Genomic DNA, 24,320 nt, shown 5'->3' with positions numbered 1-24,320 from the left:
CGAGTCTACGCTACTGCCCGACCTTTGCGCCATGCGCATCCTGCACGTTCTGTCCGCTAATTTCTTTGCCGGTTCCGTAGCCTACGCCGTGGCCCTGGCCGAGGCCCACCACCGCGAAGGCCACCAGGTTTGGCTGGCCTCCGACGCGGCAGCCCTACCCACCGTAGCGGCGCAGGTACAGCTACCCATCAGCCAGCGCAAATACGGCCAGCGGCTGCGCAATATCCAGGCGCTGCGCCACTTGGTAAAAGCCCATCAGATTGACGTAGTGCACGCCCACTCGCGGGCCGCGAGCTGGGTCAGCTACTTCGCTCTCAAGGGCTTGGTGGTGCCGCTGGTGAGTACCGTGCACGGCCGCCAGCACTTGCACACGTCCACTTCGCTGTTTGATATTTATGGCCAGAAGGTCATCGCCATTTGCGAAAACCTGGCCGAGCACCTGCGGGAAGAAGTGCAGATGGACCCGGCCAAAATTGTGGTGGTGCCGAATGGAGTGGCGTTTACGCCAACGACTACAGAAGGGTCCTGTGAGGTGCCCCGCCTGGCGTTCATTGGCCGCTTCAACGGCCCGAAAGGTGAGCGGGCCGCCGCGCTGCTCCAACACGTTTTTCCGCCGCTGCTGGCTGAGTTTCCGTTGCTGCGAGTAGCCCTCATCGGTGGGGAAATGGAGCAGCTGCCCGACGCCGGTAAAACGGCCCTCGCGCAACTGCAAAGCCAACATGGCGAGCGGGTGGAAGTCATTGGCTTTACCGATGACGTGGCGGGTTGGCTCCTGAAAACTGACCTTATTATCGGGGCCGGGCGCGTGGCAATGGAAGGCCTGGGCGCGGGCCGCGCCGTGCTGGCGCTGGGCGAAGCGCTCTATGTGGGGCCGGTTTCGTTGGAAAACTACGCCGAGGCGGCCGCCTCCAACTTCGGCGACATCTCGGCCCAAGTAGGGGGGGTAAGACAATTCGACCCCGCGCCGGTGCTGGCCGATGCGCGGGCCTTTCTGGCTCGGCCGCACCGGGTAGCGCCGGCCCTGGCGGCGCAGGTGCGCCACGACTACGACCTGGCGCGGGTGGCGGCGCGGGTGCTTGGCGTGTACGAGTCGGCGCGCATGGCGCGAGCCGTGCCGGCGTTTATTCCGGTGCTCATGTACCACAAAATCCCCGACGCACCCATCGCCACCAAGCACCAGATTTTTGTCACGAAGGAAAATTTCGCGAAGCACCTGGTGTATTTCAAAAGCCACAATATCAGTCCAATAACCTTCCGTGATTACCAGGATTTTGCCAGCGGCCGGCGCCCACTGGCCGAGTTTCCCAAGCGGCCCATCATGCTGACATTTGACGACGGCTACACTGATAATTACACTAACCTGCTGCCGCTCATGCAGCAATACGGCTACCGCGGCGTGCTCTACCTGCTCGGCGATTTTGAGGTGCGCCACAACCAGTGGGACCTCGCCGTGGACTCCGCCGAGCCCCGTGCCGATATCATGAACGAAACCCAGAAGCGTGCTTTCGTGGCTGCTGGCTGGGAAATCGGCGCGCACACCCAAACGCACCCGCGCCTGGCTACCCTACCCCCCGCCGAAGCCGCAGCTGAAATCAGCCAGAGCAAAGCTGAATTAGAACGACGGTTAGGAATTGAGATTCAGACTTTTGCCTACCCCTACGGCGATTTTAGCTCCGAAACTAAGCGCCTCGTGGCCGAGGCCGGCTTCCGCTACGCCGTGGCCACCGACAGTGGCGGCCTGTGCCTGGAAGACGACCGGATGCAAATTTTTCGCATCAACATGTTTCCGCACGAAACGGGCAGCAGCCTGTTCAAAAAAACGTCTTCCTGGTACCGCCGCTACTACCGTTGGAAGCGGAAAAAATAAGGCCGGGAGCTAGTTCATCAGTCGGCCATGTAGCCAGGTACGTCCGCGAGGCAGTAGTACACGGGCAGGCCCCGCGCCAGGGCCAGGCGCACGTCTTCGTCGGCCCCGGCCCCTTCGAGGCGCAATATGGCTTCGCAGTGAGCGGGCGGCGGGGTAGAGAATTTCCTCGTAGGCCGCATCGCCCGGCCGGGCCGATCCCGCCAGCCGCAGCAGCGGCAGGGCCAGCTACTCGCCGATGACGGGCAGGTGGCCGGCGCGGAACAGGGGTAGGGCGGCGGCTTCGAGGCGAGCCAGGTTAGCCGCCATGCGGGCGGGGTCGTCGTGGGTGCCGCTGCGGTAGGGAACGGCAATCAGAATGAGCATTTGAGAAATGATGTAAGTAGTTGAAAATAAATTATTTTTCTAGTTGCCGCAGGCGCAGGTGCTGCAAGAGAATAATCGTTTTGCCATCCTGAATTTCGCCGCTCGACACCATAGCCAGGGCTTGGGATAACGGTAATTCCAGCACCTCAATCTCCTCTTCGTCAATGCCGCCGCCGGCCCGCCGCTCGGTAGTGGCCGAGTACTCGGCCAGGTAGAAGAACAGGCGTTCCGTTACGGAGCCGGGGCTCATGTAGGCTTCCAGCACGCGCCGCACGGCCGTGAGGCGGTAGCCGGTTTCCTCCTCCGTTTCGCGCACGATGGCCGCGTCGGGGTGCTCCTGGTCGAGCAGGCCGGCGCAGGTTTCAATGAGCATCCCCGACGGGTTACCGTTGACGAAGGTGGGTAGGCGAAACTGCCGGGTCAGGATAACCATGTCGGCCGCCGGGTTATGCAGCAGGATGGTGGCCCCGTTGCCCCGGTCGTAGGCTTCGCGCGAATGCGTTTCCCACGCGCCGTTTTTGCGTTGATAATCGAAGGTGATTTTGCGTAGCGTGTACCAGTCATCAGCCAAAACTGTCTGTTCCCGCAGGCGAATTCGTTCGTTCATGGTTGAAAAATTGTTCGTTTGTGTTCTAATGAATTTCTTTATGCTTGTTTAATGCAAGGTAGACTTCCCGCATGAATTTCCAACTCCGTAAGCACTACATCCTGACCACCTTGGAGCAGCAGCGCAGCCTGACTGTGGCTGCCGTGGCCGCGCACCTGGGCACCACGCCCATTACCGTGCGCCGCGATTTGGCCGAGCTGGAAAGCCAGGGGCTACTGGTGCGCACGCACGGCGGGGCCGTGCTGCCGAGCGTGGCCCGGCACCCGGTCGCCTTCGCCCGCAAAGCCGCCGTCAACCTGCCGCAGAAAACGTACATCTGCCAGCTGGCGGCCCGGCAGGTGGCCGAGGGTGACACCATTTTTATGGACTGCGGCAGCACCACGTTTCCCTTGTGCGCCTTGGTTCGTCACCTGCGCATCCGCGTGATTACCAATTCCCTACCCGTGCTGTTTGAGTTGGTCGGCTCGGCCGCGCAGGTGGTCGTCGCCGGGGGCGAGGTGGATGCCGGGCGGCAGGCCGTGCACGGCGCGCTGGCCGCGGAGCACCTGCGCCGCTACACCTTCGATAAGGCTTTTCTGGGTGCCGATGGCCTATCGCTGAGCCGGGGCCTGAGCGCCAACGGCGAGCCCGAAGCCAGCATCAGCCAGGCCGTGCTGGCCGGAGCCCGCCGCGCGTTCCTGCTCTGCGATTCCAGCAAGCTGGAGCAGGACAAATACCTGCAATTTGCCCCGCTCAGCGCCATTCACACCCTCATTACCGATGCCCAGGCCGACCCGGCCGTGCTGGCCCGCTACGAGGAAGCCGGCCTGCGCGTCCTGCGCTGAGCGGCCACCAAGCGCAGCGGCCGGCAGGGCCTACCGGCCCGGTAGTGGCAGGCGGCGCGTTGCTCCCGACGAATAACAAACAATTAAAAACGAATAACCTACCGCAGCACGAATACCCAGGTATACGCCACTGTGGCGTATAAAAATATCATTTTCAGTTGATTAAGAATAGCCACCATAGCCAGTGCCAGCGCACCCACGGCAGCCAGCGCCCAGCCCAGTGCGAGTAGTTGTGCTGCTTGGGCTGGGCTGGGCGCTGGCCCGCCACTCGGTGCCCACCAAGGGGAAAAGATTTTCCACTTGCCGCCCATTACCTCCCGTACCAGATTCAGTCCGCAATGCAGCGAAATGGGAATTTTGCGTGGAGGCATAAAATAGTAAAATTTAAGGTAAGATGATAACTACCTTACTCTTCCTTAACCGCTGCCTGCCCAACCGGACATACGTCCAGCATGATGCAGCGGCCGCAGGCGGGCCGGTGATAAAAGCAGCATTTTTGCCCATGAAACATCAGCGCCTCGTGATGGTCGTAGACCTGCTGGGCGGTCCAGTCGGGGGGTAGGAGGGCGGCCAGCAGGGAATGGGCGGGGCCTTCGCCCACTTTCGGGCCGATGAGTCCCAGGCGCTGCGCCACCCGGTGGTGGTGGCTATCGACGGGCATGGCCGGCAGCCGTAAAGTGCTGAAGAGCAGGGTTGCGGCGCTGGTTTTGGGCCCTACCCCCGTGATACTCTCCAGCCAGGCGCGGGCTTCAGGGATGGGCCGGTCGGCCAGGAAGTCGAGCGAGCAGGGCGGCAGATTCTCGTCGCCGCAGCGGCGGCTGATTTCGTGCAGCACGGCTTGGATGCGCGGGGCCTTTTGCTCGGGCCAGGTGCAGGCGCTCAGGGCACGCTGCACATCAATAGTGGGCGCGTCGCGCACGGCCTCCCAGGTCGGAAAAGTGGCGCGCAGCTGCTGGTAAGCGCGGTGCGAGTCGGCGTTTTTGGTGCGGTGCGAGAGCAGGGCGCTAATCAGCTCGCTCAGCGGGTCCTTATCGCTGAAAAACAGGAACGGCGCGCCGTACTCGGCGCACAGCCGCCGGTGCGCCAGCAACGCTAGCTCTTCAATTATCATTTGACAATTATCAGTTGAGCGTCAGCGAGTGGCGCTGTCCAGCATTGCGCTGCCATTTTACGTGCGTTTCCCTCTGAGGGCTAATGGTCATTAGCTCCCAAATGATAGTTGATGACTGATAATTGAACAACTACCGGCTATTATAAAGCGCGATGGCTTGGCGCTGGGCCGAGGCTTGCTTGCCTTGCAGCACCAGCGGCACGATGAGCACCGGAATGGCCGCATAGAAGAGCGGCGAGATGCCCGTGCTGTTGGCCTGCAGGCTTTGCAGCAGGCCGGCTATCAGCAAGCCGCCGCCCACCACATAGGCCCCAGTAGTGAAGGTCTGGTACTGCCGGGCCTGGGCCAGTAGCTGCTGAGCACCAGCGTTGTCGGCGGTGGCCAGGGCTAGGTTGCGCGAGCTTAGGTTTTGAATCGGGCCGTTGTCCTTCGAGAAATACTCGGTCTTGGTGGTGCGGTAGCCGCCGTAGGGGCTGCCCCCGTAGCCGCCCATGCCGTAGCCCCCGAAACCGCCCATGCCAAAGCCGCCCATGCCGCCGTAGCCCGGCGAGTAGCTGGTGTTATAAGTAGCATAGAGGCTGATGCGGCCGACCTTTTCGCGGCGCAGTGTAGCCTCGCGCGAGGAGCCGGGCAGCGTGGTGCGCACGAAGTGGCCGTTCTCATTCTCGTAAAAGCCGACCTCATTCAAATCTACCCGGCGCTGACCATCGAGCAGCAAAAAATTGCGCCCAAACAGCGGCTGCTTCACCTGCACGTCGTACACGTTGTATATCGTTCCGCTCTTGAGGCCCACCTGGTAGCGCGTTGGCTGCGTGGAGCCGCCCATGATGTAGGGCCGGTTGAAGGGCGACTCGCCCGGCGCGGGGACCGTCGGCGCCGGCGAGGCCGCGGGGGTAGTAGCCATCCGGGCCGGGGCAGACCGCGCCGAGTCGGCCGGGGCAGGGGTAGCTACGGCGGCGGGTACCGGCTCAGTAGGCTGCGGGGCTGGTGCCGCCTGGCGGGGAGCCGGTGCGGGTGCCACGGGGGCCCCGCCCAGCTGCCGGGGGCCTTCCTGTGCCAAGGCCGGGGCCCAGGCGGCACTCAGCCCCAGGCCCAGCACCGCAACAAACGAGAATTTCATGCAGGCAAATAAAAGAGATTCCGGCCAACTGCGGCCAGGTTGTTTCTAACGCCGCTACCCCCCGCGAAAGTGCCCACCCCGTTCGTTCACTTTTTGGTAAGGCTAAGCGCACATTTTCAAGGGTTTAGGGCCAGGAAAAAGTTATTTTAATAATTTTTCCAATAGGCTCAGGCTGTCGGCCAGGTCGTGGCCCGAGGCGAAGTCCAAGGGCTTGAGGATGTAGCCGCTCACGCCCAGCCGCTCGGCTTCGGCGCGGTCGAGGTCCATGCCCGAGGTGGTAGTGACGAACACCGGCAGGTGCTGAAGGGTAGGAATGGCCCGCAGCGTTTCCAGAAACTCAAAGCCGTTCATGCGGGGCATATTGAGGTCGAGCAAGATAACTTCGGGCAGCGGGTCCAGGGCCGGCGTGCCGAAGCGGCCCAGCAGCATATCCAGCGCTTCTTCGCCATTGAAGGCAGTATGCAGCGTGTGCGGCACGTTGAACTGCTCAAAGGATTTCTGAGCCATCATCGTGTCAAAAACGTCATCTTCAATCAACAAAATAGAGCGCATAGAGGGTAGGGTGATGAGTAATGGGTAGTGAGTAATGACAAAGAACGCCATGCTTCATTGTCTCACTACCCACTTACCCCTTCGGCCAGGTAAAAATAAAGGTTGCGCCCTGCCCCGGCACCGACTCCACGCGGATGCTGCCGTGCTGGTCCTCCACGAGCTTCTGCACAATGCTCAGGCCGATGCCAGTGCTCTCGGCATCGTGGCGGTCGCGGAGGGTTTGAAAGAGGAGGAAGATTTTTTGCTGGTGCTCGGGCGCGATGCCCCGGCCGTAGTCGCGCACCCGAAACTCGACCCGCGCGCCCAGGTCCTGGGCGCTGACCTCGGCGCGGCCCTGGCCCGTGGCGTACCGCACGGCATTGCTGAGCAGGTTGGTGAATACCTGCTGGAGGCTGAGTCGGTCGGCCACCAGGGTTGGCAGGTCGGGGGCCAGCACCAGCTCGAAGCCGGGCGGCACCACCAACTCGGCCACTTCGCGCACCAGCTGGGCCACGTCTACCGGAGCTAGCTGACGCTCGGCGCGGCTGGCGCGCGCGTAGGCCAGCAGGCCATCGATGAGGCTGTCGAGGCGGGTCAGGCGGCCTTTCATCTGGGCCAGGTAGGTGCGTAGCTGCGGTGCGGGCTCGGCCGCTAGCTCCTCTTCCATCCAGCGCACCAAGGCGTTGAGGCCGCGTAGCGGGGCCTTCAGGTCGTGCGAGGCTACGTAGGCAAATTGGTCCAGCTCGCGGTTGCGGTTTTCGAGGGCCCCGAAGGCCGCGTCCAGTGCCTTGGTCATTTGGTTGAGCAGCGAGGCCAGCGAGGCCAGCCGGTCGGGCTGGCCACCCAGGTCAGGCAGCTGCACTTTGTAATCGCCTTGCACCACCTGCTGGGCCAGGTGCTCCATCGCCCGGATGCGCCGGGCCAGGTCGAGGTTGGTGCGCGTCAGGGTCAGGCGCAGCTCGTCGTTGGCTTGCAGCTCGCGCCCAATGCGCCGAAACAGCCCCAGCACGATGATAACCGCCAACACCGCCGATACTACGATGGCCGATGGGGCCAGCCGCTGAAACAGGCTCTGCTGGCGATTGCGGGTGCGTAGCAGCTCGTCTTCGTGCTGCCGCAGCCGCCGCAGTACGCCGCGCAGGGCCCACCGGTCATGCTGCTGGCGCAGTAGCAGCGACTGCGCGGCCGGGGGGGTAGGGGCAAAGGCCTGGTAGGTAGCCAGCTCCGCTAACTGCTTGTTTAGCAGCGCGCGGAGTGAGTCCACGCGGACGTGCTGCGCGGCATCGTCGGCCACCAGGGCTTGCAGGGCCCGCGTTTCGGTTCGTACCAGCGCCCGGCTGCGGCGGTAGTCGCTGAGGTAAGCCGTATCGGCGAGCAGCAGGTAGTTACGCACGCCGCTCTGGGCATCCCGAACGCTGATGCGTAAGTCGCTGGTTTGCTGCAATACCTGGTACGAATGCTCCACCAGCCGCGTATAGCGGCTCAGCTGCTGCATGGCCACGTAGGCGGTCAGCGAAGTGGCCACCAGCACCGATAAGGCAATGGCAAAGCCAAGTAAAATCTGGGTATTAAGGCGAATGGCCAAGCAGCAAGTAGTTAAAGGCCCAGGAGCAGTTCCTTACTCAAAGAACGGCATGGTTGACGACTGGCAGCATCCCGCTCTACCTTCGCCCTATGTTTGCCGCCCGCTCCGTCCCGCCCGACCGCATCACCAGCCTGCACAACCCGCGCATCAAGGATGTGCTGCGCTTGCAGGAAAAATCGGCCGAGCGCCGCCGCCAGGGCCTCACGCTGGTTGAGGGCTACCGCGAATTAACCAACGCCCAGGCCGCCAGCTGGGTCGTGGCCACGCTGCTGGTGTGCGAGGAGCTGGCTGGCGCGGCCGTGGCCCAGGCCTTGCTGGCTCGCGCGCCGGATGGGCCGCGCCCCTACGAGTACCTGCCCGTGAGCGCCGCCGTATTTGCCAAGCTGGCCGTGCGCGAGCGCTCCGATGGCGTGCTGGCCGTGCTACGCACACCCCAGCGTACGCTGGCCGGCCTGGCCCTACCCCCCAATCCGCTGGTCATCGTGCTCGAAGCCGTGGAGAAGCCCGGCAACCTCGGCGCCATCTTGCGCACCGCCGACGCTGCGCCCGCCCACGCCGTGCTGGTCGGCGACCCGCGTACCGACCTCTACAACCCCAACGTTATCCGGGCCAGCCTGGGCGGCATTTTCACGGTGCCCACCGTGGCCGCGCCGATGGTCGAAATCCTGGCTTTTTTGCAAGAAAAAGGCATTCGCACCTTCGCTGCCGCCCTAGCCGACGATGCCAAATCCTACACCACTACCAGCTTCATTGGTCCCACTGCACTGGTGCTCGGTACCGAGGCCGACGGCCTCACGCCCGCCACCCGCGCCGCCTGCGACGAAACCGTTATCATCCCCATGCGCGGCCAGCTCGACTCGCTCAACGTAAGCGTGGCCGCCGCCGTGCTCACCTTCGAGGCCGTGCGCCAGCGGCAGGGGGTAGGGGCTAATAAACCGTCAGCGTGAAGCCCAGCTCTTTGGCCAGTTGGCGGGCTTTTTCAGCCTGCGCATCGGCCACTACGCTTAGCGGGTAGGCATCGCTGTCCAGCGTCAGCAGCACCAGCGCCAGGCCTAGCGGCTCCAGCGCGTCCTGCAGCGCGTCGAGCTGCTCGGGGCCGCTGGTGTTGCGGATAGCAATCAAGCGCAAGCGCTCGGGACGTTTTTGCTGCTCCAGAATATCATTCAGCCCCTCGGCGGTTTCGGCAATTGGGTCCTGCGCATCGCTTTCCCACAGCAGGTCCTCGCTCAACAGCGCGTCGATAAGGGCCACGTCGCGTAGCTCCTGGGGGGGTAGGGCGGCCTCCATGCCGCGCTCGGCCAGCTCCTCGGCGTGCTGCGCCTGGTAGGCGCTTGCGTCTTGCAGCACCAGCATTAGTCGCTCGCTAATGCGCTGAGTGGCATTACTATCGGCCAGCGTAAAAAACTGAATAAATCGGGTCAGATTAGCTTGATTCATAAAGTTGAAAGTTGAGTAACGCTCAAAAGTGAAAAGAAAAAGGCGCGACCAAAGCCGCGCCTTTCTAAAAATTTAATTACCGCCCGAATCTGCAAAATCACAGAAATCAGCGTCAATCTGCGGTCTATTCGGCCGTCTTGGCGTAGCGCAGGCGCTCGTTCTCATCGAGCAGAATCTTGCGCATCCGCACGCTTTTGGGCGTTACTTCCAAGTACTCGTCCTTCTGGATGTACTCCATCGCTTCTTCCAGCGAAAACTGGCGCTTGGGGACAATTTTGGCGTTGTCATCCGTGCCCGAGGCACGCATGTTGGTCAGCTTCTTACCCTTCTGAATGTTGATGGTCAGGTCGTTGGGGCGGGTGTGTTCGCCGATAACTTGTCCAGCATATACTTCCTCACCGGGGTCCACGAAGAACGAGCCGCGGTCCTGCATCTTGTCGATAGTATAAGCCGTGCCGGGACCGGTTTCGAGCGAAATCAGCGAACCCGCGATGCGGCCCGGAATAGGACCCTTGTGCTCCTCGTAATCCATGAAGCGGTGGTTCATGATGGCCTCGCCGCCAGTGGCCGTCAGCACATTGTTACGCAGGCCAATGAGGCCGCGCGACGGGATGCTGAATTCCAAATGCTGCAAGTCGCCTTTGGGCTCCATGATGGTCATTTCGCCCTTGCGCATGCTCACCAGTTCGATAACCTTACCGGCCGATTCCTCAGGTACGTCCACTACCAGCAGCTCGATGGGCTCCATCCGCTTACCAGCTTCGTTCTCCTTGAATAGCACCTGGGGCTGGCCCACTTGCAGCTCGTAGCCTTCGCGGCGCATGGTTTCAATCAGGACCGACAAGTGCAGGATACCGCGGCCGAACACCAGGAAGGTGTCCTCCTTGTCAGTAGCCTCCACGCGCAGGGCAAGGTTTTTCTCGGTTTCCTTGAACAAGCGGTCGCGCAAGTGACGCGAAGTCACGAACTTGCCTTCCTTGCCAAAAAACGGCGAATTGTTGATGGTGAACAGCATGTTCATCGTCGGCTCGTCGATGCTGATGCGCTCCAGCTGCTCGGGATTGTCGAAGTCGGCCAGCGTATCACCAATGTCGAAGCCTTCAATGCCCGATACGGCGCAGATTTCGCCGCTGCTCACCGAGTCCACTTTCACGCGGCCGAGGCCTTCAAATATGTGCAGCTCGCGAATTTTTACTTTCTTCACGCTGCCATCCGCCTTCATCAGGCTCATGTTCGAGCCTTCGGTCAGGGTGCCGCGGTGCACGCGGCCAATGGCGATGCGGCCTACGAACGCCGAGTAGTCGAGCGACGTAATCTGCATCTGGGGCGTGCCTTCCAGCACCGGGGCGGGCGGGATGGACGACAGCACCGCGTCGAGTAGCGGAATGAGGTTGTCGGTCTTTACTTTCCAATCGGTGCTCATCCAACCCTGCTTCGACGAGCCGTACAGCGTCACGAAATCAAGTTGGTCTTCGGTAGCCCCGAGGTTGAACATGAGGTCGAAAACCTGCTCGTGCACCTCGTCGGGGCGGCAGTTTTCCTTGTCCACTTTGTTTACCACCACGATGGGTTTCAGGCCCAAATCGATGGCTTTGCCCAGCACGAAGCGGGTCTGCGGCATGGCCCCTTCGAAGGCATCCACGAGCAGCAAAACGCCGTCGGCCAGCTTCAACACACGCTCTACCTCACCACCGAAGTCGGCGTGACCAGGCGTGTCGATGATGTTGATTTTCACGCCATTATAGCGTACCGACACGTTCTTCGATACGATAGTAATGCCGCGCTCACGCTCCAGAGGGTTGTCGTCGAGGATGAGGTCGTCGAAGTGCTGATGCGCGTCGAAAATCTTGGAAGCGTGGATAATCTTATCCACCAGAGTCGTCTTGCCGTGGTCAACGTGGGCAATGATGGCGATATTCCGAATGTTCTGGGTCATAAATCTGGTTTTGCGGCCGCAAAGGTACGGATTTTCAGGCGAAAACCGAAGTTAAGTTTTTAATAGCCTGAGTCGCAACAAGCGGCAGCTGGTCTGCGTTCCGCCCCGCCGGGGGGTAAGGCTATTGGTAAAACGAAAGGGCTCATCGTTTTCCGGCTGTAAGGCTGCCCGCCGGGCCGCGTCTACCCCGCCAGCATCCGAACGCCCCCGCGCTTACGTTTGTTAAGCCGCTAATCACCTTCGCTTTTTCTCTCCTTCTATGCGCATTTCCCTGCTTTCCCTGCTGCTGAGTACTGCCGCCCTTACCCCCGCCTGCTCGCAGAGCCACGCCGACCAGGCCAAAACCGTGGCCGCCGTGCCTACTGGCCCCAAAGGTGCGGCCGTTACCACCGGCAAATATCCCGAAGCTCAACCCGTAAAGGGCAAGCCCGGCGAGTTTCCGGTGGTGAAAACCGATGCCGAATGGAAAAAGGAATTGACTTCGCCGCAGTACTACATCCTGCGCGAACAGGGTACCGAGCGGCCTTTTTCCAGCAAGCTCAATGATAACGATGCTGTTGGCGATTATTACTGCGCCGCCGACCACAACCTGCTGTTTTCGTCGGCTACCAAGTTTCACTCGGGCACCGGCTGGCCGAGCTTCTTCGCCCCCGCCACGGCCGCCAGCCTCAAGGTAAAGTCTGATGACAGCTTTGGCATGAGCCGCGACGAGATTGTGTGTGCCAAGTGCGGAGGTCACCTCGGCCACGTTTTCAACGACGGCCCTAAGCCCACCGGCCTGCGCTACTGCATGGATGGTGACGCGCTGACGTTTGAGAAGAAATAATGCTCAACCTGCTCGTCCGCCATCCGTTTAAAGCAAGGCGGCCCATTCCGGGCCGCCTTTTTGCTGCTTCACTATGTTGCTTCGCTTTTCCTTTCGCGCCGCCCTGCTGGGCCTGCCCCTGCTGGCGGGCTGCTCGGCCGCTGAGCGCACCTCCGAAGCTGCTTCGCCCCGCGCTGTGCCTACCGAGGTAGTAACCGATGCCGACCGCCGCGCCATCTACGATGCCAATGGCCCGCGCGGTGCCGCTTCGCGCGCCGCCGTGCCCGACGCTACCCCCAACGTGCTACGCTTAGGCGAGCAGGCGTCTGATATCAATCGTCTCAAGCGCCCTGGCACGCTCAATACCAACGATGCTAACATTACAACCAACGAAACTCGCATGGACCGGATTGACCAGTCCATCCCCGATACTCTGCGCCGGCCCTAACTCTCTCTAAGCAATTAGCCGCTAGCTCTTATGCTGACAAAACAGTGTTAAGTCAGCATAGAAGTTAGCGGCTAATTGCTTGATTGCGTTATACGTTATCTACCGCCACGCTGTCGTTGGCCGTAGCTACGGGCGTGCTCAAATCGAGAGTACCTATTTCGGCTGAAGACGCTGCACGCTTAGGGCGGCCGGGGCCGCGACCGGCGCGGCTCGTCGCTGGGGTAGGAGCTACGGTTTTGGCTGCCGTTGGGCGGGCGGCGCGCTTTGTAGGTGCGGCTTCGGGAGTCGTTTTAATTTTGCGTGCCTTGCGCGGGGCACCATTCTTATTAAGCCCTGAATTTTTGGCTGGCGTATCACCGGTAGCTTCGCCATTGGCATTCAGCTCGGCGGAGGGGGTAGGGCTACCCGGTGCGATAGAGTCGTAGTGGCGCACGATGGTGTGTAGCGCCTGCTCAAACATGCGCTCAGTATCGACGTCGAGGCGGCGCGTGGCCTCCTTCACTACTTCTTTCAGCTTGGCCTTCGTTTCTTTGCGGATGCGCGATACTATTTCGCTCATGCGGGCGTCCAACTCCTTTTGCAGCTGCTTGGCAGCCGACTTTAGGGTTTGTTTCTGGCTGGCTTTTTTCTCAGCGCGGTCGTCGGTTAGGGTTTTGGTAGCCCGGCGGCCATCTTTGGCCGACTTACGCTCGGCTTTTTCCTGCGGGGTGCGCTTGGTTTTGGCGGCAGGCGCTTCAACAGTGGCGGCGGCATTTTTCTTTGCCATGAGAAAGTAAGTTTTAAAAAGTAAAGGTGGTGAAAACGTAGTAGTTAGATTGTTTCTTTTAGGCTGATAATTAAGTAAAAGCACAAACGCAAGTCAGCCTATTTTGTTGGAATTACACCCTAAATCCAAGTTGTTTTTCTCCTAAACTGCTAACTCTCTTCATGGCCGCCCACGCAAGTATACGCCGGACGCTTAATAATTTTAATTTTTCGGATATTTTTTATTGGTAAAATATCCCGCAGTCGTTTCAATTACCTGATGACTTTACTACCTCAGCGCTATACGGTTACGGCCGCCCTACCCTATGCCAATGGCCCCGTGCACATTGGCCATCTGGCCGGCGTGTATTTACCGGCCGATATTTACGCGCGCTATCTGCGCGCCCAACACCGCGACGTAAAATTTATTTGCGGCTCCGACGAGCACGGCGTACCCATTACCATTCGGGCGCAGAAAGAAGGTATTACGCCCCAGCAGGTGGTGGATAAATACCACGCGCTGATTCGGGATTCATTCCGCGATTTCAACGTGTCGTTCGACGTGTATTCGCGCACCTCCTCGAAAACGCACGCCGAGGTTTCGAGCGAGTTTTTCAAGAAATTATACGCCGATGGTAAATTCATCGAGCAAACTACTCAGCAGCTGTATGATGAGCAGGCCGGCCAGTTTCTAGCCGACCGCTACGTGGTAGGTACCTGCCCCAACTGCGGCAACGAAAATGCCTACGGCGACCAGTGCGAGCGCTGCGGCACATCGCTCAGCCCCACGGAGTTAATCAGCCCGCGCTCGATGCTTAGCGGCAACACGCCGGTGCTGCGCGATACCCGGCACTGGTTTCTGCCCCTCGACCAATACGAGCCCTGGCTGCGCGAGTGGATAATTGAGGGCCACAAAAACGACTGGAAAACCAACGTCTACGGCCAGTGCAAATCCTGGATTGACCAGGGCCTACACGCCCGCGCCGTGACCCGCGACCTCGACTGGGGCGTGCCCGTACCGGTGCCCGGAGCCGAAGGTAAAGTGCTGTACGTGTGGTTCGACGCGCCCATTGGCTACATCTCGGCCACCAAGGAAGCATTCCCGGAGGAGTGGGAAAAATACTGGAAAGACCCCAACACCAAACTGGTGCATTTTATTGGCAAGGATAATATTGTTTTTCATTGCATTATTTTTCCGGTAATGCTAAAGGCGCACAGCGAGTTTATTTTACCCGATAATGTGCCTGCCAATGAGTTTTTAAACCTGGAAGGCGAGAAAATTAGCACTTCGCGCAACTGGGCGGTGTGGCTGCATGAATATTTGCAGGATTTCCCCGGTCAGGCCGACGTATTGCGCTACGTGCTGTGCGCTAATGCGCCCGAAACTAAGGATAACGACTTCACCTGGAAGGACTTCCAGGCCCGGAATAATAACGAATTGGTCGCTACCCTCGGTAATTTTGTGAACCGTGCCGCCGTACTCACCCAGAAGTTTTTTGAGGGCAAAGTGCCCGAACGCGGCCAGCTAATGGAAGTAGATGAGGAAGTTTTCCGGCAGTTGGCCGAGTTTCCGGTGCGGGTGGGCGACCTTATTGAGAATTACCGTTTCCGCGATGCCTTGGCCGAGGTGATGAACCTGGCCCGCCTCGGTAATAAATACCTGGCCGATACGCAGCCCTGGCACCTCATCAAGACCGACGCTGCCCGCACTGGCACGGTGCTGCACGTGGCGCTGCAAGTGACCGCCGCGCTGGTGCCGCTGCTCACGCCCTTCCTGCCCGAGTCGGCAGTTAAGCTGGCCCAAATGCTTGATTTTGAGTCCGGCGACTGGCAGAGTGCGGGACGCGCTGAGCAGCTGCCCGCTGGCCACGAGTTGCGCGAGCCGGCGCTGCTTTTCGCCAAGATTGACGATGCTGTGGTGCAAACGCAGGTGCAAAAACTGCTCGATACCAAGCAGGCCAACGCGCTGGCCGCTACCCCCATCGTGGCGGCCAAGGAAAACGTGAGCTTCGATGAATTTGGCAAAATGGACTTGCGTGTCGGTACTATCGTGGCTGCCGAAAAAGTCGCTAAAACCAAGAAATTATTAAAGCTGACTATTGATACGGGCCTCGACCAACGCACTATCGTGAGCGGTATCGCGGAGTCATTTATCCCCGAAGCACTAATTGGCCAGCAGGCAATGGTTTTATTAAACCTCGCACCCCGCGAAATTAAAGGTATTCAAAGCCAGGGTATGTTGCTGCTGGCCGAAAATGCCGACGGCACCCTGGCGCTCATGCAGCCCGGCAGCGCCGTGCGCAACGGCAGTAGCGTGTTGTAAGCAGCAGTTATTAGGGCAATAAAGACCGTCATGCTGAGCTTGTCAGAACATGACAGTTTTTATTGTGCTGATGAATTACTTTACATTCACTAAGTTCATCGTGCGCTCCAAACCCAGCGCGCCGAAAGCCAGCACGGCCTCGCCCGCCTTTTCGATGTGGGTTGGCAAGTCAATGCGCTCATCTGCCGAGAAAGAATTGAGCACGTAATCCACTTGCCTACCCTTCGGAAAATTCGCGTCTACGCCGAAGCGCAGCCGGGCGTATACATCAGTGCCCAGCGTGGCCTGAATGTCTTTTAACCCATTATGCCCGCCGGCCGAGCCTTGGCCCTTCATGCGCAATTTCCCGAAGGGTAGGGCCAGGTCGTCGGTCACGACCAGCATATTCTCAACCGGAATTTTGAGCGTGCTCAGCCAGTGCGCGGCGGCCTTGCCGCTGAGGTTCATAAAGGTGGTCGGCTTCACCAGCACGTAGGTGCGGCCTTTGCTCTTAAACTCCGTGGTAAAAGCGTGACGGCCCAGCGCAAAGCGCGGCGCGTCGAATTTAGCGGCCAAATAATCGGCCACCATAAAGCCAATATTATGGCGCGTGTCGGCGTATTCAGGGCCGATATTCCCGAGGCAAAGCACTAAGAAGACCACAGATTCAAACGGATTTAACGGATTACGCAGATACGCCGCTGACGCGGCTGGCTTTACGTTGAGAGTTGGAAATGTGCGCTTCGCACATAAAAAAGGCTGCTTACTAAGCAGCCTTTTTTATTTCGATTTACTAAAGTATTCAAACAGTCTAACGTTACTCAACACAAGTCAGCGGCGTCAGCGGCGTATCTGCGTAATCCGTTAAATCCGTTTGAATCTGTGGTCTTACTTGGCACCAGCTATCTCGCCTTTCAGGGCGCGCGGGATGGTAACGGTGGCAATTGGGGCCTGCGCGCTGGTCAGGATAGTGTAGGTAGTGGGCTTCACCGCGCCTACTTTCACCGACTTGCCCAGCTCCAGGGTGCTGATGTCAACTTCCACGTAGTCGGGCAGGTTTTCGGCCGAAGCCTTCACCTTGAGCTTGCGCAGCTTGCTGGCCAGCTTGCCACCGGCAAGCACGCCCGGCGACACGCCCACGTACTTTACGGGAATATCCATTTTCACCTCTTTGCCGTCCTGAAGCTCCAGGAAATCCACGTGCAGCAGCATCTCGTTCACGGGGTGAAACTGGGCTTCCTGCACGATAGCGCGGTAGTGGCTGCCTTCTACGTTCAGGTCCACGATGTGGGCCTCCGGGGTATATAGCAATTCGCGGAACAGGATGGCGGGCACCGAAAAATGCACCGAGTCCTTGCCGCCGTACAGTACGCACGGCACTTGCGCGTCAAGGCGCAGCGCCTTGGCGTCCGTCTTGCCGAGATTCGCTCTTTTAAACCCTACAATCTCCAGGCTTTTCATAAAAGAAGTTGATTTGGAATGAATTAGCCGCCCGGCAACCTTTGCCGAAACGGGCCGCAAAGGTAGGGGTTTAGCAAGAAAATGACAAGTATTCAAAGCAAGAATCGTTTTTCTCTACGTCCTTCGGGTCTCCCTATAGCTCTCTCACTTCAGCCCAAATGGACAAAAGCCAGCAAAACAAACAAAGTACAAGCAGCGCAACAATGCTTTTTAGTAGCCGAGAAAATCCCTGTTTAAACGACCCAGGTAAAAACGCCCAGTAAAGCCAACCGAAGAAGATAATGGGTATTAGTAGGAGAAAGACTCCGAAAAACATCAGCTGTGCTGGAAAATGCGTTTAACTCGGAATAACTCGTAGAAAATGCCAGTTATTCTAGCTCCTACCCAAATAGCGAGCTGATGCTCTCGTGCGTTACCACGTTGCGAATGGCAGCGGCAAACAATGGAGCCAGCGAAATCACCCGCACCTTCTCGTTTTCCTCGCGCTGCGGAATGGTATCGGTCGTAATCAATTCAGTGAGCTGCGAGGCGCGGATGCGGGCGTGCGCCGGGCCACTCAGCAGCGGGTGCGTAATAACGGCGCGCACCGAATTGGCTCCGCGCTCCATCACTAGGTCGGCAGCTTTGCAGATGGTGCCGGCCGTGTCCACCATGTCGTCCACAAACACTACGTCCATGCCCTTCACGTCGCCGATGACCTGCATAGAGGCGATTTCATTGGCCCGCAGGCGCATCTTATCGCAGACTACAATCTCGGCCCCAAACTTCTTGGCGAAGGCGCGGGTGCGCACTACCCCTCCTACATCGGGTGAGGCGAACAGCAGGTTTTCGAGGTTCAAGGACTTTATATAAGGAGCCGTAACGGTGGCTCCGTCGAGGTGGTCCACCGGGATATCAAAAAAGCCCTGAATCTGGCCCGCGTGCAGGTCGCAGGTCATCAGGCGGTCAGTGCCCACGCTCTGAATGATGTTGGCCACCACCTTGGCCCCAATGCTCACGCGGGGCTTGTCCTTGCGGTCCTGGCGGGCGTAGCCCATGTAGGGCATCACGATATTAACTTTGTGGGCCGAGGCGCGCTTGCAGGCATCCACCATCAGCATCAGCTCCATCAGGTGCTCGGAAGGGGGGTAGGTACTCTGGATGAGGAACACCTCGCAGCCGCGCACGCTCTCATCGAAGCTCGGGCCCAGCTCGCTGTCGGCAAAGCGCTGGATGGTGAGGTCGCCCAGGGGCTGGCCGTAAGCAGCGGCGATTTTACGGCCCAGCACCTGGGAGGCGCTGCCGGCAAATAGTTTAACGTGCGGGTCCATAGAGTAAGTATGGTAAGCTGTAGCTCGCCGGGAGGCGTAGGGTACGCTGCAGCTTGCTGGCTTGTGGGGTGAAAGGAAAGGTCAGTACTCCAAACGGCAAGCTAAAGCTTATCGCACATGTTGGGCTAAAAAGCGAAAGGCGCTGGCTTACTCCCGAAGGGGAGCAGCCAGCGCCTTTGCTAAAGTTATCGAGCAGTGTCGTTGTCCGACCAGGGCTCGAACCTGGACTTTCTTGAATCAAAATCAAGCGTGTTGCCAGTTACACCATCGGACAGATTCCCGGCGGGCATCTGCCGTTCGGGGCTGCAAAGGTACTAAAAGAATAATACGAGGCAAGCGACTGCGTAATTTTTTTTCGGGAAAGCGCCCGCAGGCTTCGGGCGGGCCGGCGGGGGTAGGGGCGGAGTTCATCTTGGCTACAGCTTTGAAAAGACGGGTTTGAGGCGTACTTTTGCACCCTGAAATAAACGTAATTTACTAAAACCCAGCAAAACTTAAACAAATGGCGAATTCGGGCAAAATCACCCAGATTATCGGCCCCGTGGTGGACGTGAGCTTTGCGGGCGAAAGCGACCTGCCTAATATCTTCGACGCTCTGGAGGTAACCAAGGAAAACGGCCAGGTAGTGATGCTGGAGTGCCAACAGCACCTAGGCGAAGACCGGGTGCGCACCATCGCAATGGACTCGACGGAGGGCATGACCCGCGGGGCAGCCGTTCGTAACCTGGGCCACCCCATCACGATGCCGACCGGCGACGGCGTGAAGGGCCGCCTGTTCAACGTTATTGGCGAGGCGATTGACGGCATTCCGCAGCCCAAAAGCACCGGTGGGCTGCCCATTCACCGCAGCGCCCCGGCTTTTGAGGACCTGGCTACCTCGTCGGAGGTTTTCTTCACCGGCATCAAGGTAATTGACTTGCTCGCGCCCTACGTAAAGGGTGGTAAGATTGGCCTGTTTGGCGGAGCTGGCGTGGGCAAAACCGTACTGATTCAAGAGCTTATCAACAACGTAGCCAAGGCTTACTCGGGCCTGTCGGTATTTGCGGGGGTAGGGGAGCGCACCCGCGAGGGCAACGACCTGCTGCGCGAATTTATTGAGGCCAATATTATCCGCTACGGCGACGCCTTCAAGCACTCGATGGAAGAAGGCGGCTGGGACCTGAGCAAAGTGGACATGGCCGAGATGGAAAAATCGCAGGCTACCCTCGTGTTCGGGCAGATGAACGAGCCGCCCGGAGCCCGCGCCCGCGTGGCCCTCTCGGGCCTGACTATCGCCGAGAGCTTCCGCGATGGCGACGGCACCGGGGCCGGCCGCGACATCCTGTTCTTTATTGACAACATCTTCCGCTTCACGCAGGCGGGCTCCGAAGTATCGGCCTTGCTGGGCCGGATGCCTTCGGCGGTGGGCTACCAGCCTACCCTGGCTACTGAGATGGGCGCTATGCAGGAACGCATTACCTCGACCAAGCGCGGCTCTATTACCTCAGTGCAAGCCGTGTACGTGCCGGCCGACGACCTAACCGACCCGGCCCCGGCCAACACCTTTGCCCACTTGGACGCCACCACGGTACTGAGCCGCAAAATCGCCGAGCTGGGCATCTACCCCGCCGTTGACCCGCTGGACTCGACCTCGCGCATCCTGGATGCCACCATCCTCGGGGCCGAGCACTACGACACCGCGCAGCGCGTGAAGGAGATTTTGCAGCGCTACAAGGAGTTGCAGGACATCATCGCTATTCTGGGGATGGACGAGCTTTCGGAGGAAGACAAGCAGACCGTGAACCGCGCCCGCCGCGTGCAGCGCTTCCTGTCGCAGCCCTTCTTCGTGGCTGAGCAGTTTACGGGCCTCAAAGGCGTGCTGGTAGACATTAAGGATACCATTAAGGGCTTCAACGAAATCATCGACGGCAAGTACGACCACCTACCCGAGTCGGCCTTCAACTTGGTGGGTAATATCGAGGATGCCGTGGCCAAGGGCGAGCGCCTGATGGCAGAAGCCCAATAAGTTAAGAGTTGAGAGTTAAGAAGTGAGAGTTGTCGTTCAACTGTTAATTCTTAACTCTTAACCTTTAACTCTTAACTAAAGAGTTATGCACGTAGAAATCATCACGCCCGACCGGAAAGTGTACGAGGGCGAAGCTACGTCGGTGCGGTTTCCGGGCACCGACGGCTCGTTTGAGGTGCTCAACAACCACGCGCCGCTTATTGCGGCGCTGAAGGCCGGCGACGTGACGGTGACGGGCGCGGGCGGCGGCACGTTTCACATCAGCGGCGGCATCGTGGAAGTGCTGCGCAACCAGGTAACCGTATTGGCCGAATCGGCTTCGGCATAAGTAAATAAGCTGATTTGTAGAACGGAGAGCCCTCCGTTTCCCGCTGAACGACCAGCTCGTTGGCGCGGAAACGGAGGGCTCTCCGTTTTGCATTAGCCATTGGCGACGTTTTTTCGTTCAGCAGATACTCATTCGTTTTCTGCCCGAAATTTACTTTATGTCCTCCACTGCTGATACCAATATCTATACCCCGCGCCAGCGTTACCTGCTCCTCATCGTGACACTGATAGTGCTAGGAATGCTGGCACTGTTTGGCCTGCTGCAATACCTGACGGCCTTTTTGGGGGCTGGTATTCTGTATGTGGTGCTACGGCCGTGGTTTACGTCCTTGGTGCACCGGCGGCACTGGAACCGCACCCTTGTAACGGTGCTGCTGCTGTTGTTTGCAGTGGTGGTGCTGATTATCCCGTTTTTCGCGCTTTCGTCGCTGCTCATTGACCGGGTACGCGAGCTGGCCCAGAATACCGACCAAATACTGACTACTGTGCAGGGCATTGAGCGCAAACTTGGGATGCAGGTGACGCAGCAGACCCAGGTGCGCCAGCTATTACAGCAGGGAGCCACCAGGGTGAGTCAGTGGATACCGACGCTGGCCAGCAGCGTGCTCAACATTATTGTCATCGTGGGACTGATGCTATTTACGCTCTACTACCTCTTCACACAAGAAGAGGCGTTTTTGGCCGGGCTGCACCGCTACCTGCCCTTCCGCGACAAAACGATGGAAGAGCTGAGCGAATCACTGCGCAATAACGTGAACGCCAATGTGCTGGGCCAGGGCCTGGTAGCGTTGGTGCAAGGCCTGCTGACGGGCGCGACGCTCTGGATATTTGGGGTTCCCACCCCCCTTTTCTGGACGGTTATTGCCTTCTTCGTGGCCTTTATTCCGGTGCTGGGTACACCATTGGTGTGGGGGCCGGCGGCCATCTACCAGTTTACCCAGGGCCAAACGAGCCAGGCCATTGGAATTCTGATAGTTGGCTGCGTGATTATCATCAATATCGACAACCTGCTGCGCATCTGGCTGGCCAAGTACATGGGCGATATTCACCCCTGGGTAACGCTGGTAGGCTTAACGCTGGGCGTGGAGATTTTTGGCATCGTAGGGCTGGTTATTGGGCCGCTGCTACTCTCCTACTTCATCGTGCTAATGCAGGTATTTGCCCGCGAAAACGTGGCATTGCGGCACCTCATGCCCGAATCGGTGGTGAGCAAAGCCGAGCAGGTGATTGAGATGGCTACCCAGGTGCGAGACGAAGCCAGCGAAGTACGCCGCACCCAGTAAGTAGGGGCGCGGTGCCCGGTTGAGTGGGTCAGTGCGCGCCCGTTTCTGGCCGGAGGCCTTAATATTGCTTCCGACTGCGCGCGTGCCGGCCCCACAATCGGGCGCAGGTAGTGCGCCCCACCTATGGACCTGACCACGATTCACCCAAAAGTCACCCCGATTTTTCAAACGTCGGTTTTCAAATTCAGTTCGCTGGCCGAGCTGGAAGAATACTATACTGCCCCCGACCACGGGGGGCGCTACGGCTACTCGCGCTCCGAGCACCCCAACTCCGACGAGCTGGTGGCCGAAGTGGCCCGGCTCGAAGGCGCGGCCGGCGGGGGGGTAGCCACCGGCGCGGGCCTGGCCGGGCTGCTGGCCGCCGTGCTGGCCACCTGCCAGGCCGGCGACCACGTGCTATGCCCCGCCGAGCTGTATGGCGGCTCAGTGGTACTGCTTTCTAAGGAGCTGGCCCGCCTGGGCATCGAAACGAGCTACGTGCCGCTGGCCGACCTCTACGACGTGGCCCGCCACCGCCGCCCCACTACCAAGCTGGTGCTGGCCGAAGTACTCAGCAACCCGCTGCTGGTAGTGCTCGACGGCCCGCGCTTGGCTCAGGCCTGCCAGGCCGAAGGCATTTTATTGCTGATTGACAGCTCGTTTACTTCACCTATTCTCACCACGCCCCTGAGTTGGGGAGCCGATATGGTGTGGCACTCGGCCACCAAGTACCTGGCCGGCCACTCCGACGTGACGGCGGGGGTAGTGGTAGCCCGCGACCCGGCCATTGGCCAGCGCCTGCGCCAGATAGCCACTAATCTCGGCCTCATGCTGGCCCCGCTCGATAGCTGGCTGGCCGTGCGCGGCTTGAAAACCCTGCGCCTACGGATGCGCCAACACTCCGAAAACGCCATGACTGTGGCCCGCTTCCTGGCCGACAGCCCGGCCGTGGCCCAGGTTTTCTACCCCGGCCTGACTAGTCATCCCGGCCACGACCTGGCGGCCCACGAGCTGCTGGGCGGCCTGTTTGGCGGGATGCTCTCGGTGCGGCTAGCCGACGACTCGGCGGCAGCCGTGGATGCGTTTATTCAGAAAACCAAGCTTTTCCCGCTGGCCCCGTCGCTGGCGGGCGTGCAGTCGTCGTGCTCGTACCCGGCCGCCACCTCGCACCGCGGCCTCACGCCGGCCCAGCGGGCAGCGCTGGGCATCACGCCCGGCGTGCTGCGCCTGAGTGTTGGTATTGAGGAAGTAGCCGACCTGCTCGTGGACCTGGAGCACGCGCTGGGGGTAGGGTAGGCCAGGCCTTTTGGACTACGTGCAAAAGTCGGATAAGATGATAGGTAAATTATTGACTAGTAGATAATTATTTCTAAAAAGAATAGAAAAATAAAGTCTGACTAAGGAAAAAATAGGCGTGTGGGGGCAGCGGGGAGGCGCGTATTTCGCAGCGCTTTCCCGGCAGTGCCACTACTGGCGGCGGGGCCGGCTCCACCTTTTTTCCTTCGTTATGCTACCCGCTTCGCCCCGCCTGCCACTGCTGCTCAAGCTGACGCTCAGCGCCTTTTTGCTGGTTATGGTGCCGGTGTACTACCGCCACTACGGCCCTACCAACTTCCTGTATTTCTGCGACGTGGCGCTGCTGCTGGCCTTCGTCAGCGTCTGGACCGAGCGCGCCCTACCCGCCTCAATGGCGGCGGTGGGCATTCTGGTGCCGCAGCTGCTGTGGTGCTTCGATTTTGTGGCGACCCTATTTGGCTTTCACCTGGTCGGCCTCACGGCGTATATGTTTGACCCGCAACGGTCATTATTTTTACGCGGGCTGTCATTTTTCCACGGGTGGCTGCCGTTTCTGCTGCTCTTTCTGGTGCGACGGCTGGGCTACGACCGCCGGGCCCTGCTGGCCTGGGCGGCCCTGGGTTGGGGTCTGTGCCTGGTAGCTTACTTTTTGCTACCCCCCGCTGGCACCGTGCTGCCCAACCCGCAAATTCCGGTCAATATCAACTACGTTTTCGGCTTCGATGATGCCCACACCCAAACCTGGCTGCCCGGCCCGGTGTACCTGCTGGGCTGGATGCTGGCGCTGCTAGTAGTGTTTTATTTGCCTACCCACTGGCTACTGCGGCGACTGTTTGTCCGCCCGGTAGCGCCGGTGCCTAAGGCTGCGGAAATTCAGCAACGAATAGCTTTGCCCGCTTACAAATAAAGTGGTTCGGGATTAATGCCCTGCAACCAGCCCAATAAACCCTGGGGTAGCATAGGAAGCGCCGGAGTCCGG

General features: G+C 59.6%; 25 protein-coding genes and 1 tRNA gene. 11 read left to right on the top strand and 15 right to left on the bottom strand.

Annotated features, from left to right (window positions below; all coding sequences use genetic code 11):
* Positions 1–31 precede the first annotated feature (31 nt).
* On the top strand, positions 32–1,867 hold the full coding sequence (locus tag LC531_RS14570) for a polysaccharide deacetylase family protein (protein WP_223651437.1): 1,836 nt from the start codon (positions 32–34) through the stop codon (positions 1,865–1,867).
* A 17-nt stretch (positions 1,868–1,884) separates the two neighbouring features.
* Here LC531_RS14570 and LC531_RS14565 read toward each other — a convergent pair whose 3' ends face one another.
* The 3 genes from LC531_RS14565 to nudK are packed head-to-tail and all read right to left on the bottom strand — an operon-like array spanning position 1,885 to position 2,837.
* A complete protein-coding gene (locus tag LC531_RS14565) occupies positions 1,885–2,046 on the bottom strand; it encodes a hypothetical protein (protein ID WP_223651436.1) in 162 nt (53 codons plus the stop codon).
* Positions 2,047–2,092: 46 nt separating this feature from the next.
* The gene (locus LC531_RS14560; protein WP_223651434.1) at positions 2,093–2,230 is read right to left on the bottom strand and encodes a hypothetical protein; all 138 of its coding nucleotides are present in this window, start codon (positions 2,228–2,230) and stop codon (positions 2,093–2,095) included.
* Between the two features lie 31 nt (positions 2,231–2,261).
* Entirely contained in the window at positions 2,262–2,837 is a 576-nt protein-coding gene (gene nudK / locus LC531_RS14555) for a GDP-mannose pyrophosphatase NudK (RefSeq protein WP_223651431.1), read from the bottom strand.
* A gap of 71 nt (positions 2,838–2,908) precedes the next feature.
* Between nudK and LC531_RS14550 the strand changes: the two genes are divergently transcribed.
* Positions 2,909–3,661 (top strand): DeoR/GlpR family DNA-binding transcription regulator, encoded by a 753-nt coding sequence (locus LC531_RS14550; RefSeq protein WP_223651429.1) that lies wholly within the window; start codon positions 2,909–2,911, stop codon positions 3,659–3,661.
* Between the two features lie 98 nt (positions 3,662–3,759).
* On the opposite strand, the gene LC531_RS14545 is transcribed toward LC531_RS14550, so the two are convergent.
* The 5 genes from LC531_RS14545 to LC531_RS14525 all read right to left on the bottom strand — a co-directional run bounded on the left by LC531_RS14545 (position 3,760) and on the right by LC531_RS14525 (position 8,008).
* Positions 3,760–4,032 carry a hypothetical protein gene (locus LC531_RS14545; RefSeq protein WP_223651427.1) on the bottom strand — a complete coding sequence of 91 codons (273 nt, stop codon included), beginning with the start codon at positions 4,030–4,032 and terminating at the stop codon, positions 3,760–3,762.
* 35 nt (positions 4,033–4,067) lie between these two features.
* Entirely contained in the window at positions 4,068–4,772 is a 705-nt protein-coding gene (locus LC531_RS14540; RefSeq protein WP_223651425.1) for an endonuclease III domain-containing protein, read from the bottom strand.
* A 130-nt stretch (positions 4,773–4,902) separates the two neighbouring features.
* Complete coding sequence (locus tag LC531_RS14535; protein WP_223651423.1) at positions 4,903–5,892, bottom strand: hypothetical protein; 990 nt, start codon at positions 5,890–5,892, stop codon at positions 4,903–4,905.
* A 141-nt stretch (positions 5,893–6,033) separates the two neighbouring features.
* The gene (locus LC531_RS14530; RefSeq protein WP_223651420.1) at positions 6,034–6,444 is read right to left on the bottom strand and encodes a response regulator; all 411 of its coding nucleotides are present in this window, start codon (positions 6,442–6,444) and stop codon (positions 6,034–6,036) included.
* A gap of 73 nt (positions 6,445–6,517) precedes the next feature.
* Positions 6,518–8,008, bottom strand: a complete 1,491-nt coding sequence (locus tag LC531_RS14525; RefSeq protein ID WP_223651419.1) for a sensor histidine kinase — start codon at positions 8,006–8,008, stop codon at positions 6,518–6,520.
* A gap of 89 nt (positions 8,009–8,097) precedes the next feature.
* On the opposite strand from LC531_RS14525, the gene LC531_RS14520 reads away from it, so the two are divergent.
* Positions 8,098–8,955, top strand: coding sequence for a TrmH family RNA methyltransferase (locus tag LC531_RS14520; protein ID WP_223651417.1), 858 nt, complete (start codon positions 8,098–8,100; stop codon positions 8,953–8,955).
* Here the strand turns inward: LC531_RS14520 and LC531_RS14515 are convergent.
* Positions 8,936–9,445: a DUF6630 family protein gene (locus LC531_RS14515; protein ID WP_223651415.1), complete on the bottom strand. Its 510-nt coding sequence runs from the start codon at positions 9,443–9,445 to the stop codon at positions 8,936–8,938. The genes LC531_RS14520 and LC531_RS14515 overlap by 20 nt on opposite strands.
* A gap of 124 nt (positions 9,446–9,569) precedes the next feature.
* Positions 9,570–11,381, bottom strand: coding sequence for a translational GTPase TypA (typA, locus tag LC531_RS14510; protein ID WP_223651414.1), 1,812 nt, complete (start codon positions 11,379–11,381; stop codon positions 9,570–9,572).
* A gap of 259 nt (positions 11,382–11,640) precedes the next feature.
* On the opposite strand from typA, the gene msrB reads away from it, so the two are divergent.
* Both msrB and LC531_RS14500 read left to right on the top strand, forming a co-directional pair.
* Entirely contained in the window at positions 11,641–12,207 is a 567-nt protein-coding gene (msrB, locus tag LC531_RS14505) for a peptide-methionine (R)-S-oxide reductase MsrB (protein WP_223651412.1), read from the top strand.
* Between the two features lie 73 nt (positions 12,208–12,280).
* Positions 12,281–12,634 carry a hypothetical protein gene (locus tag LC531_RS14500; RefSeq protein WP_223651410.1) on the top strand — a complete coding sequence of 118 codons (354 nt, stop codon included), beginning with the start codon at positions 12,281–12,283 and terminating at the stop codon, positions 12,632–12,634.
* Between the two features lie 88 nt (positions 12,635–12,722).
* Here the strand turns inward: LC531_RS14500 and LC531_RS14495 are convergent, their stop codons facing one another.
* A complete protein-coding gene (locus LC531_RS14495) occupies positions 12,723–13,400 on the bottom strand; it encodes a hypothetical protein (protein WP_223651408.1) in 678 nt (225 codons plus the stop codon).
* A 258-nt stretch (positions 13,401–13,658) separates the two neighbouring features.
* Between LC531_RS14495 and metG the strand changes: the two genes are divergently transcribed.
* Entirely contained in the window at positions 13,659–15,701 is a 2,043-nt protein-coding gene (gene metG / locus LC531_RS14490) for a methionine--tRNA ligase (protein WP_223651406.1), read from the top strand.
* 75 nt (positions 15,702–15,776) lie between these two features.
* Here the strand turns inward: metG and pth are convergent, their stop codons facing one another.
* The 4 genes from pth to LC531_RS14470 form a co-directional block, all read right to left on the bottom strand.
* Entirely contained in the window at positions 15,777–16,343 is a 567-nt protein-coding gene (gene pth / locus LC531_RS14485; RefSeq protein ID WP_223651404.1) for an aminoacyl-tRNA hydrolase, read from the bottom strand.
* A gap of 225 nt (positions 16,344–16,568) precedes the next feature.
* Positions 16,569–17,141, bottom strand: coding sequence for a 50S ribosomal protein L25/general stress protein Ctc (locus LC531_RS14480; protein WP_223651402.1), 573 nt, complete (start codon positions 17,139–17,141; stop codon positions 16,569–16,571).
* A 380-nt stretch (positions 17,142–17,521) separates the two neighbouring features.
* Positions 17,522–18,451, bottom strand: a complete 930-nt coding sequence (locus tag LC531_RS14475) for a ribose-phosphate pyrophosphokinase (RefSeq protein ID WP_223651400.1) — start codon at positions 18,449–18,451, stop codon at positions 17,522–17,524.
* Between the two features lie 201 nt (positions 18,452–18,652).
* Positions 18,653–18,725, bottom strand: a tRNA-Gln gene (locus tag LC531_RS14470).
* A gap of 228 nt (positions 18,726–18,953) precedes the next feature.
* On the opposite strand from LC531_RS14470, the gene atpD reads away from it, so the two are divergent.
* The 5 genes from atpD (at position 18,954) to LC531_RS14445 (ending at position 24,248) form a co-directional block, all read left to right on the top strand.
* Positions 18,954–20,456, top strand: a complete 1,503-nt coding sequence (atpD, locus tag LC531_RS14465; protein ID WP_223651397.1) for a F0F1 ATP synthase subunit beta — start codon at positions 18,954–18,956, stop codon at positions 20,454–20,456.
* 85 nt (positions 20,457–20,541) lie between these two features.
* Positions 20,542–20,784, top strand: coding sequence for an ATP synthase F1 subunit epsilon (atpC, locus tag LC531_RS14460; protein WP_223651395.1), 243 nt, complete (start codon positions 20,542–20,544; stop codon positions 20,782–20,784).
* A gap of 157 nt (positions 20,785–20,941) precedes the next feature.
* Positions 20,942–22,066, top strand: a complete 1,125-nt coding sequence (locus LC531_RS14455; RefSeq protein ID WP_223651393.1) for an AI-2E family transporter — start codon at positions 20,942–20,944, stop codon at positions 22,064–22,066.
* Between the two features lie 123 nt (positions 22,067–22,189).
* A complete protein-coding gene (locus LC531_RS14450; RefSeq protein ID WP_223651391.1) occupies positions 22,190–23,341 on the top strand; it encodes a trans-sulfuration enzyme family protein in 1,152 nt (383 codons plus the stop codon).
* A 211-nt stretch (positions 23,342–23,552) separates the two neighbouring features.
* Positions 23,553–24,248, top strand: coding sequence for a membrane-associated protein (locus tag LC531_RS14445; protein ID WP_223651389.1), 696 nt, complete (start codon positions 23,553–23,555; stop codon positions 24,246–24,248).
* The last annotated feature ends 72 nt before the right edge of the window (positions 24,249–24,320 follow it).

The organism is Hymenobacter psoromatis, from assembly GCF_020012125.1.
GTDB lineage: Bacteria > Bacteroidota > Bacteroidia > Cytophagales > Hymenobacteraceae > Hymenobacter > Hymenobacter psoromatis.
The sequence above is the reverse complement of the archived record's forward strand: the minus strand, read 5'-3'. Positions and strand labels throughout refer to the sequence as shown.

What these genes read in the sequence shown, in the direction of transcription:
- LC531_RS14570 (WP_223651437.1), top strand. Translation starts at nt 32, where the DNA reads ATGCGCATCCTGCACGTTCTGTCCGCTAATTTCTTTGCCGGTTCCGTA.
- LC531_RS14565 (WP_223651436.1), bottom strand. Translation starts at nt 2,046, where the DNA reads ATGCGGCCTACGAGGAAATTCTCTACCCCGCCGCCCGCTCACTGCGAA.
- LC531_RS14560 (WP_223651434.1), bottom strand. Translation starts at nt 2,230, where the DNA reads ATGCTCATTCTGATTGCCGTTCCCTACCGCAGCGGCACCCACGACGAC.
- nudK (WP_223651431.1), bottom strand. Translation starts at nt 2,837, where the DNA reads ATGAACGAACGAATTCGCCTGCGGGAACAGACAGTTTTGGCTGATGAC.
- LC531_RS14550 (WP_223651429.1), top strand. Translation starts at nt 2,909, where the DNA reads ATGAATTTCCAACTCCGTAAGCACTACATCCTGACCACCTTGGAGCAG.
- LC531_RS14545 (WP_223651427.1), bottom strand. Translation starts at nt 4,032, where the DNA reads ATGCCTCCACGCAAAATTCCCATTTCGCTGCATTGCGGACTGAATCTG.
- LC531_RS14540 (WP_223651425.1), bottom strand. Translation starts at nt 4,772, where the DNA reads ATGATAATTGAAGAGCTAGCGTTGCTGGCGCACCGGCGGCTGTGCGCC.
- LC531_RS14535 (WP_223651423.1), bottom strand. Translation starts at nt 5,892, where the DNA reads ATGAAATTCTCGTTTGTTGCGGTGCTGGGCCTGGGGCTGAGTGCCGCC.
- LC531_RS14530 (WP_223651420.1), bottom strand. Translation starts at nt 6,444, where the DNA reads ATGCGCTCTATTTTGTTGATTGAAGATGACGTTTTTGACACGATGATG.
- LC531_RS14520 (WP_223651417.1), top strand. Translation starts at nt 8,098, where the DNA reads ATGTTTGCCGCCCGCTCCGTCCCGCCCGACCGCATCACCAGCCTGCAC.
- LC531_RS14515 (WP_223651415.1), bottom strand. Translation starts at nt 9,445, where the DNA reads ATGAATCAAGCTAATCTGACCCGATTTATTCAGTTTTTTACGCTGGCC.
- typA (WP_223651414.1), bottom strand. Translation starts at nt 11,381, where the DNA reads ATGACCCAGAACATTCGGAATATCGCCATCATTGCCCACGTTGACCAC.
- msrB (WP_223651412.1), top strand. Translation starts at nt 11,641, where the DNA reads ATGCGCATTTCCCTGCTTTCCCTGCTGCTGAGTACTGCCGCCCTTACC.
- LC531_RS14500 (WP_223651410.1), top strand. Translation starts at nt 12,281, where the DNA reads ATGTTGCTTCGCTTTTCCTTTCGCGCCGCCCTGCTGGGCCTGCCCCTG.
- LC531_RS14495 (WP_223651408.1), bottom strand. Translation starts at nt 13,400, where the DNA reads ATGGCAAAGAAAAATGCCGCCGCCACTGTTGAAGCGCCTGCCGCCAAA.
- metG (WP_223651406.1), top strand. Translation starts at nt 13,659, where the DNA reads ATGACTTTACTACCTCAGCGCTATACGGTTACGGCCGCCCTACCCTAT.
- LC531_RS14480 (WP_223651402.1), bottom strand. Translation starts at nt 17,141, where the DNA reads ATGAAAAGCCTGGAGATTGTAGGGTTTAAAAGAGCGAATCTCGGCAAG.
- LC531_RS14475 (WP_223651400.1), bottom strand. Translation starts at nt 18,451, where the DNA reads ATGGACCCGCACGTTAAACTATTTGCCGGCAGCGCCTCCCAGGTGCTG.
- atpD (WP_223651397.1), top strand. Translation starts at nt 18,954, where the DNA reads ATGGCGAATTCGGGCAAAATCACCCAGATTATCGGCCCCGTGGTGGAC.
- atpC (WP_223651395.1), top strand. Translation starts at nt 20,542, where the DNA reads ATGCACGTAGAAATCATCACGCCCGACCGGAAAGTGTACGAGGGCGAA.
- LC531_RS14455 (WP_223651393.1), top strand. Translation starts at nt 20,942, where the DNA reads ATGTCCTCCACTGCTGATACCAATATCTATACCCCGCGCCAGCGTTAC.
- LC531_RS14450 (WP_223651391.1), top strand. Translation starts at nt 22,190, where the DNA reads ATGGACCTGACCACGATTCACCCAAAAGTCACCCCGATTTTTCAAACG.
- LC531_RS14445 (WP_223651389.1), top strand. Translation starts at nt 23,553, where the DNA reads ATGCTACCCGCTTCGCCCCGCCTGCCACTGCTGCTCAAGCTGACGCTC.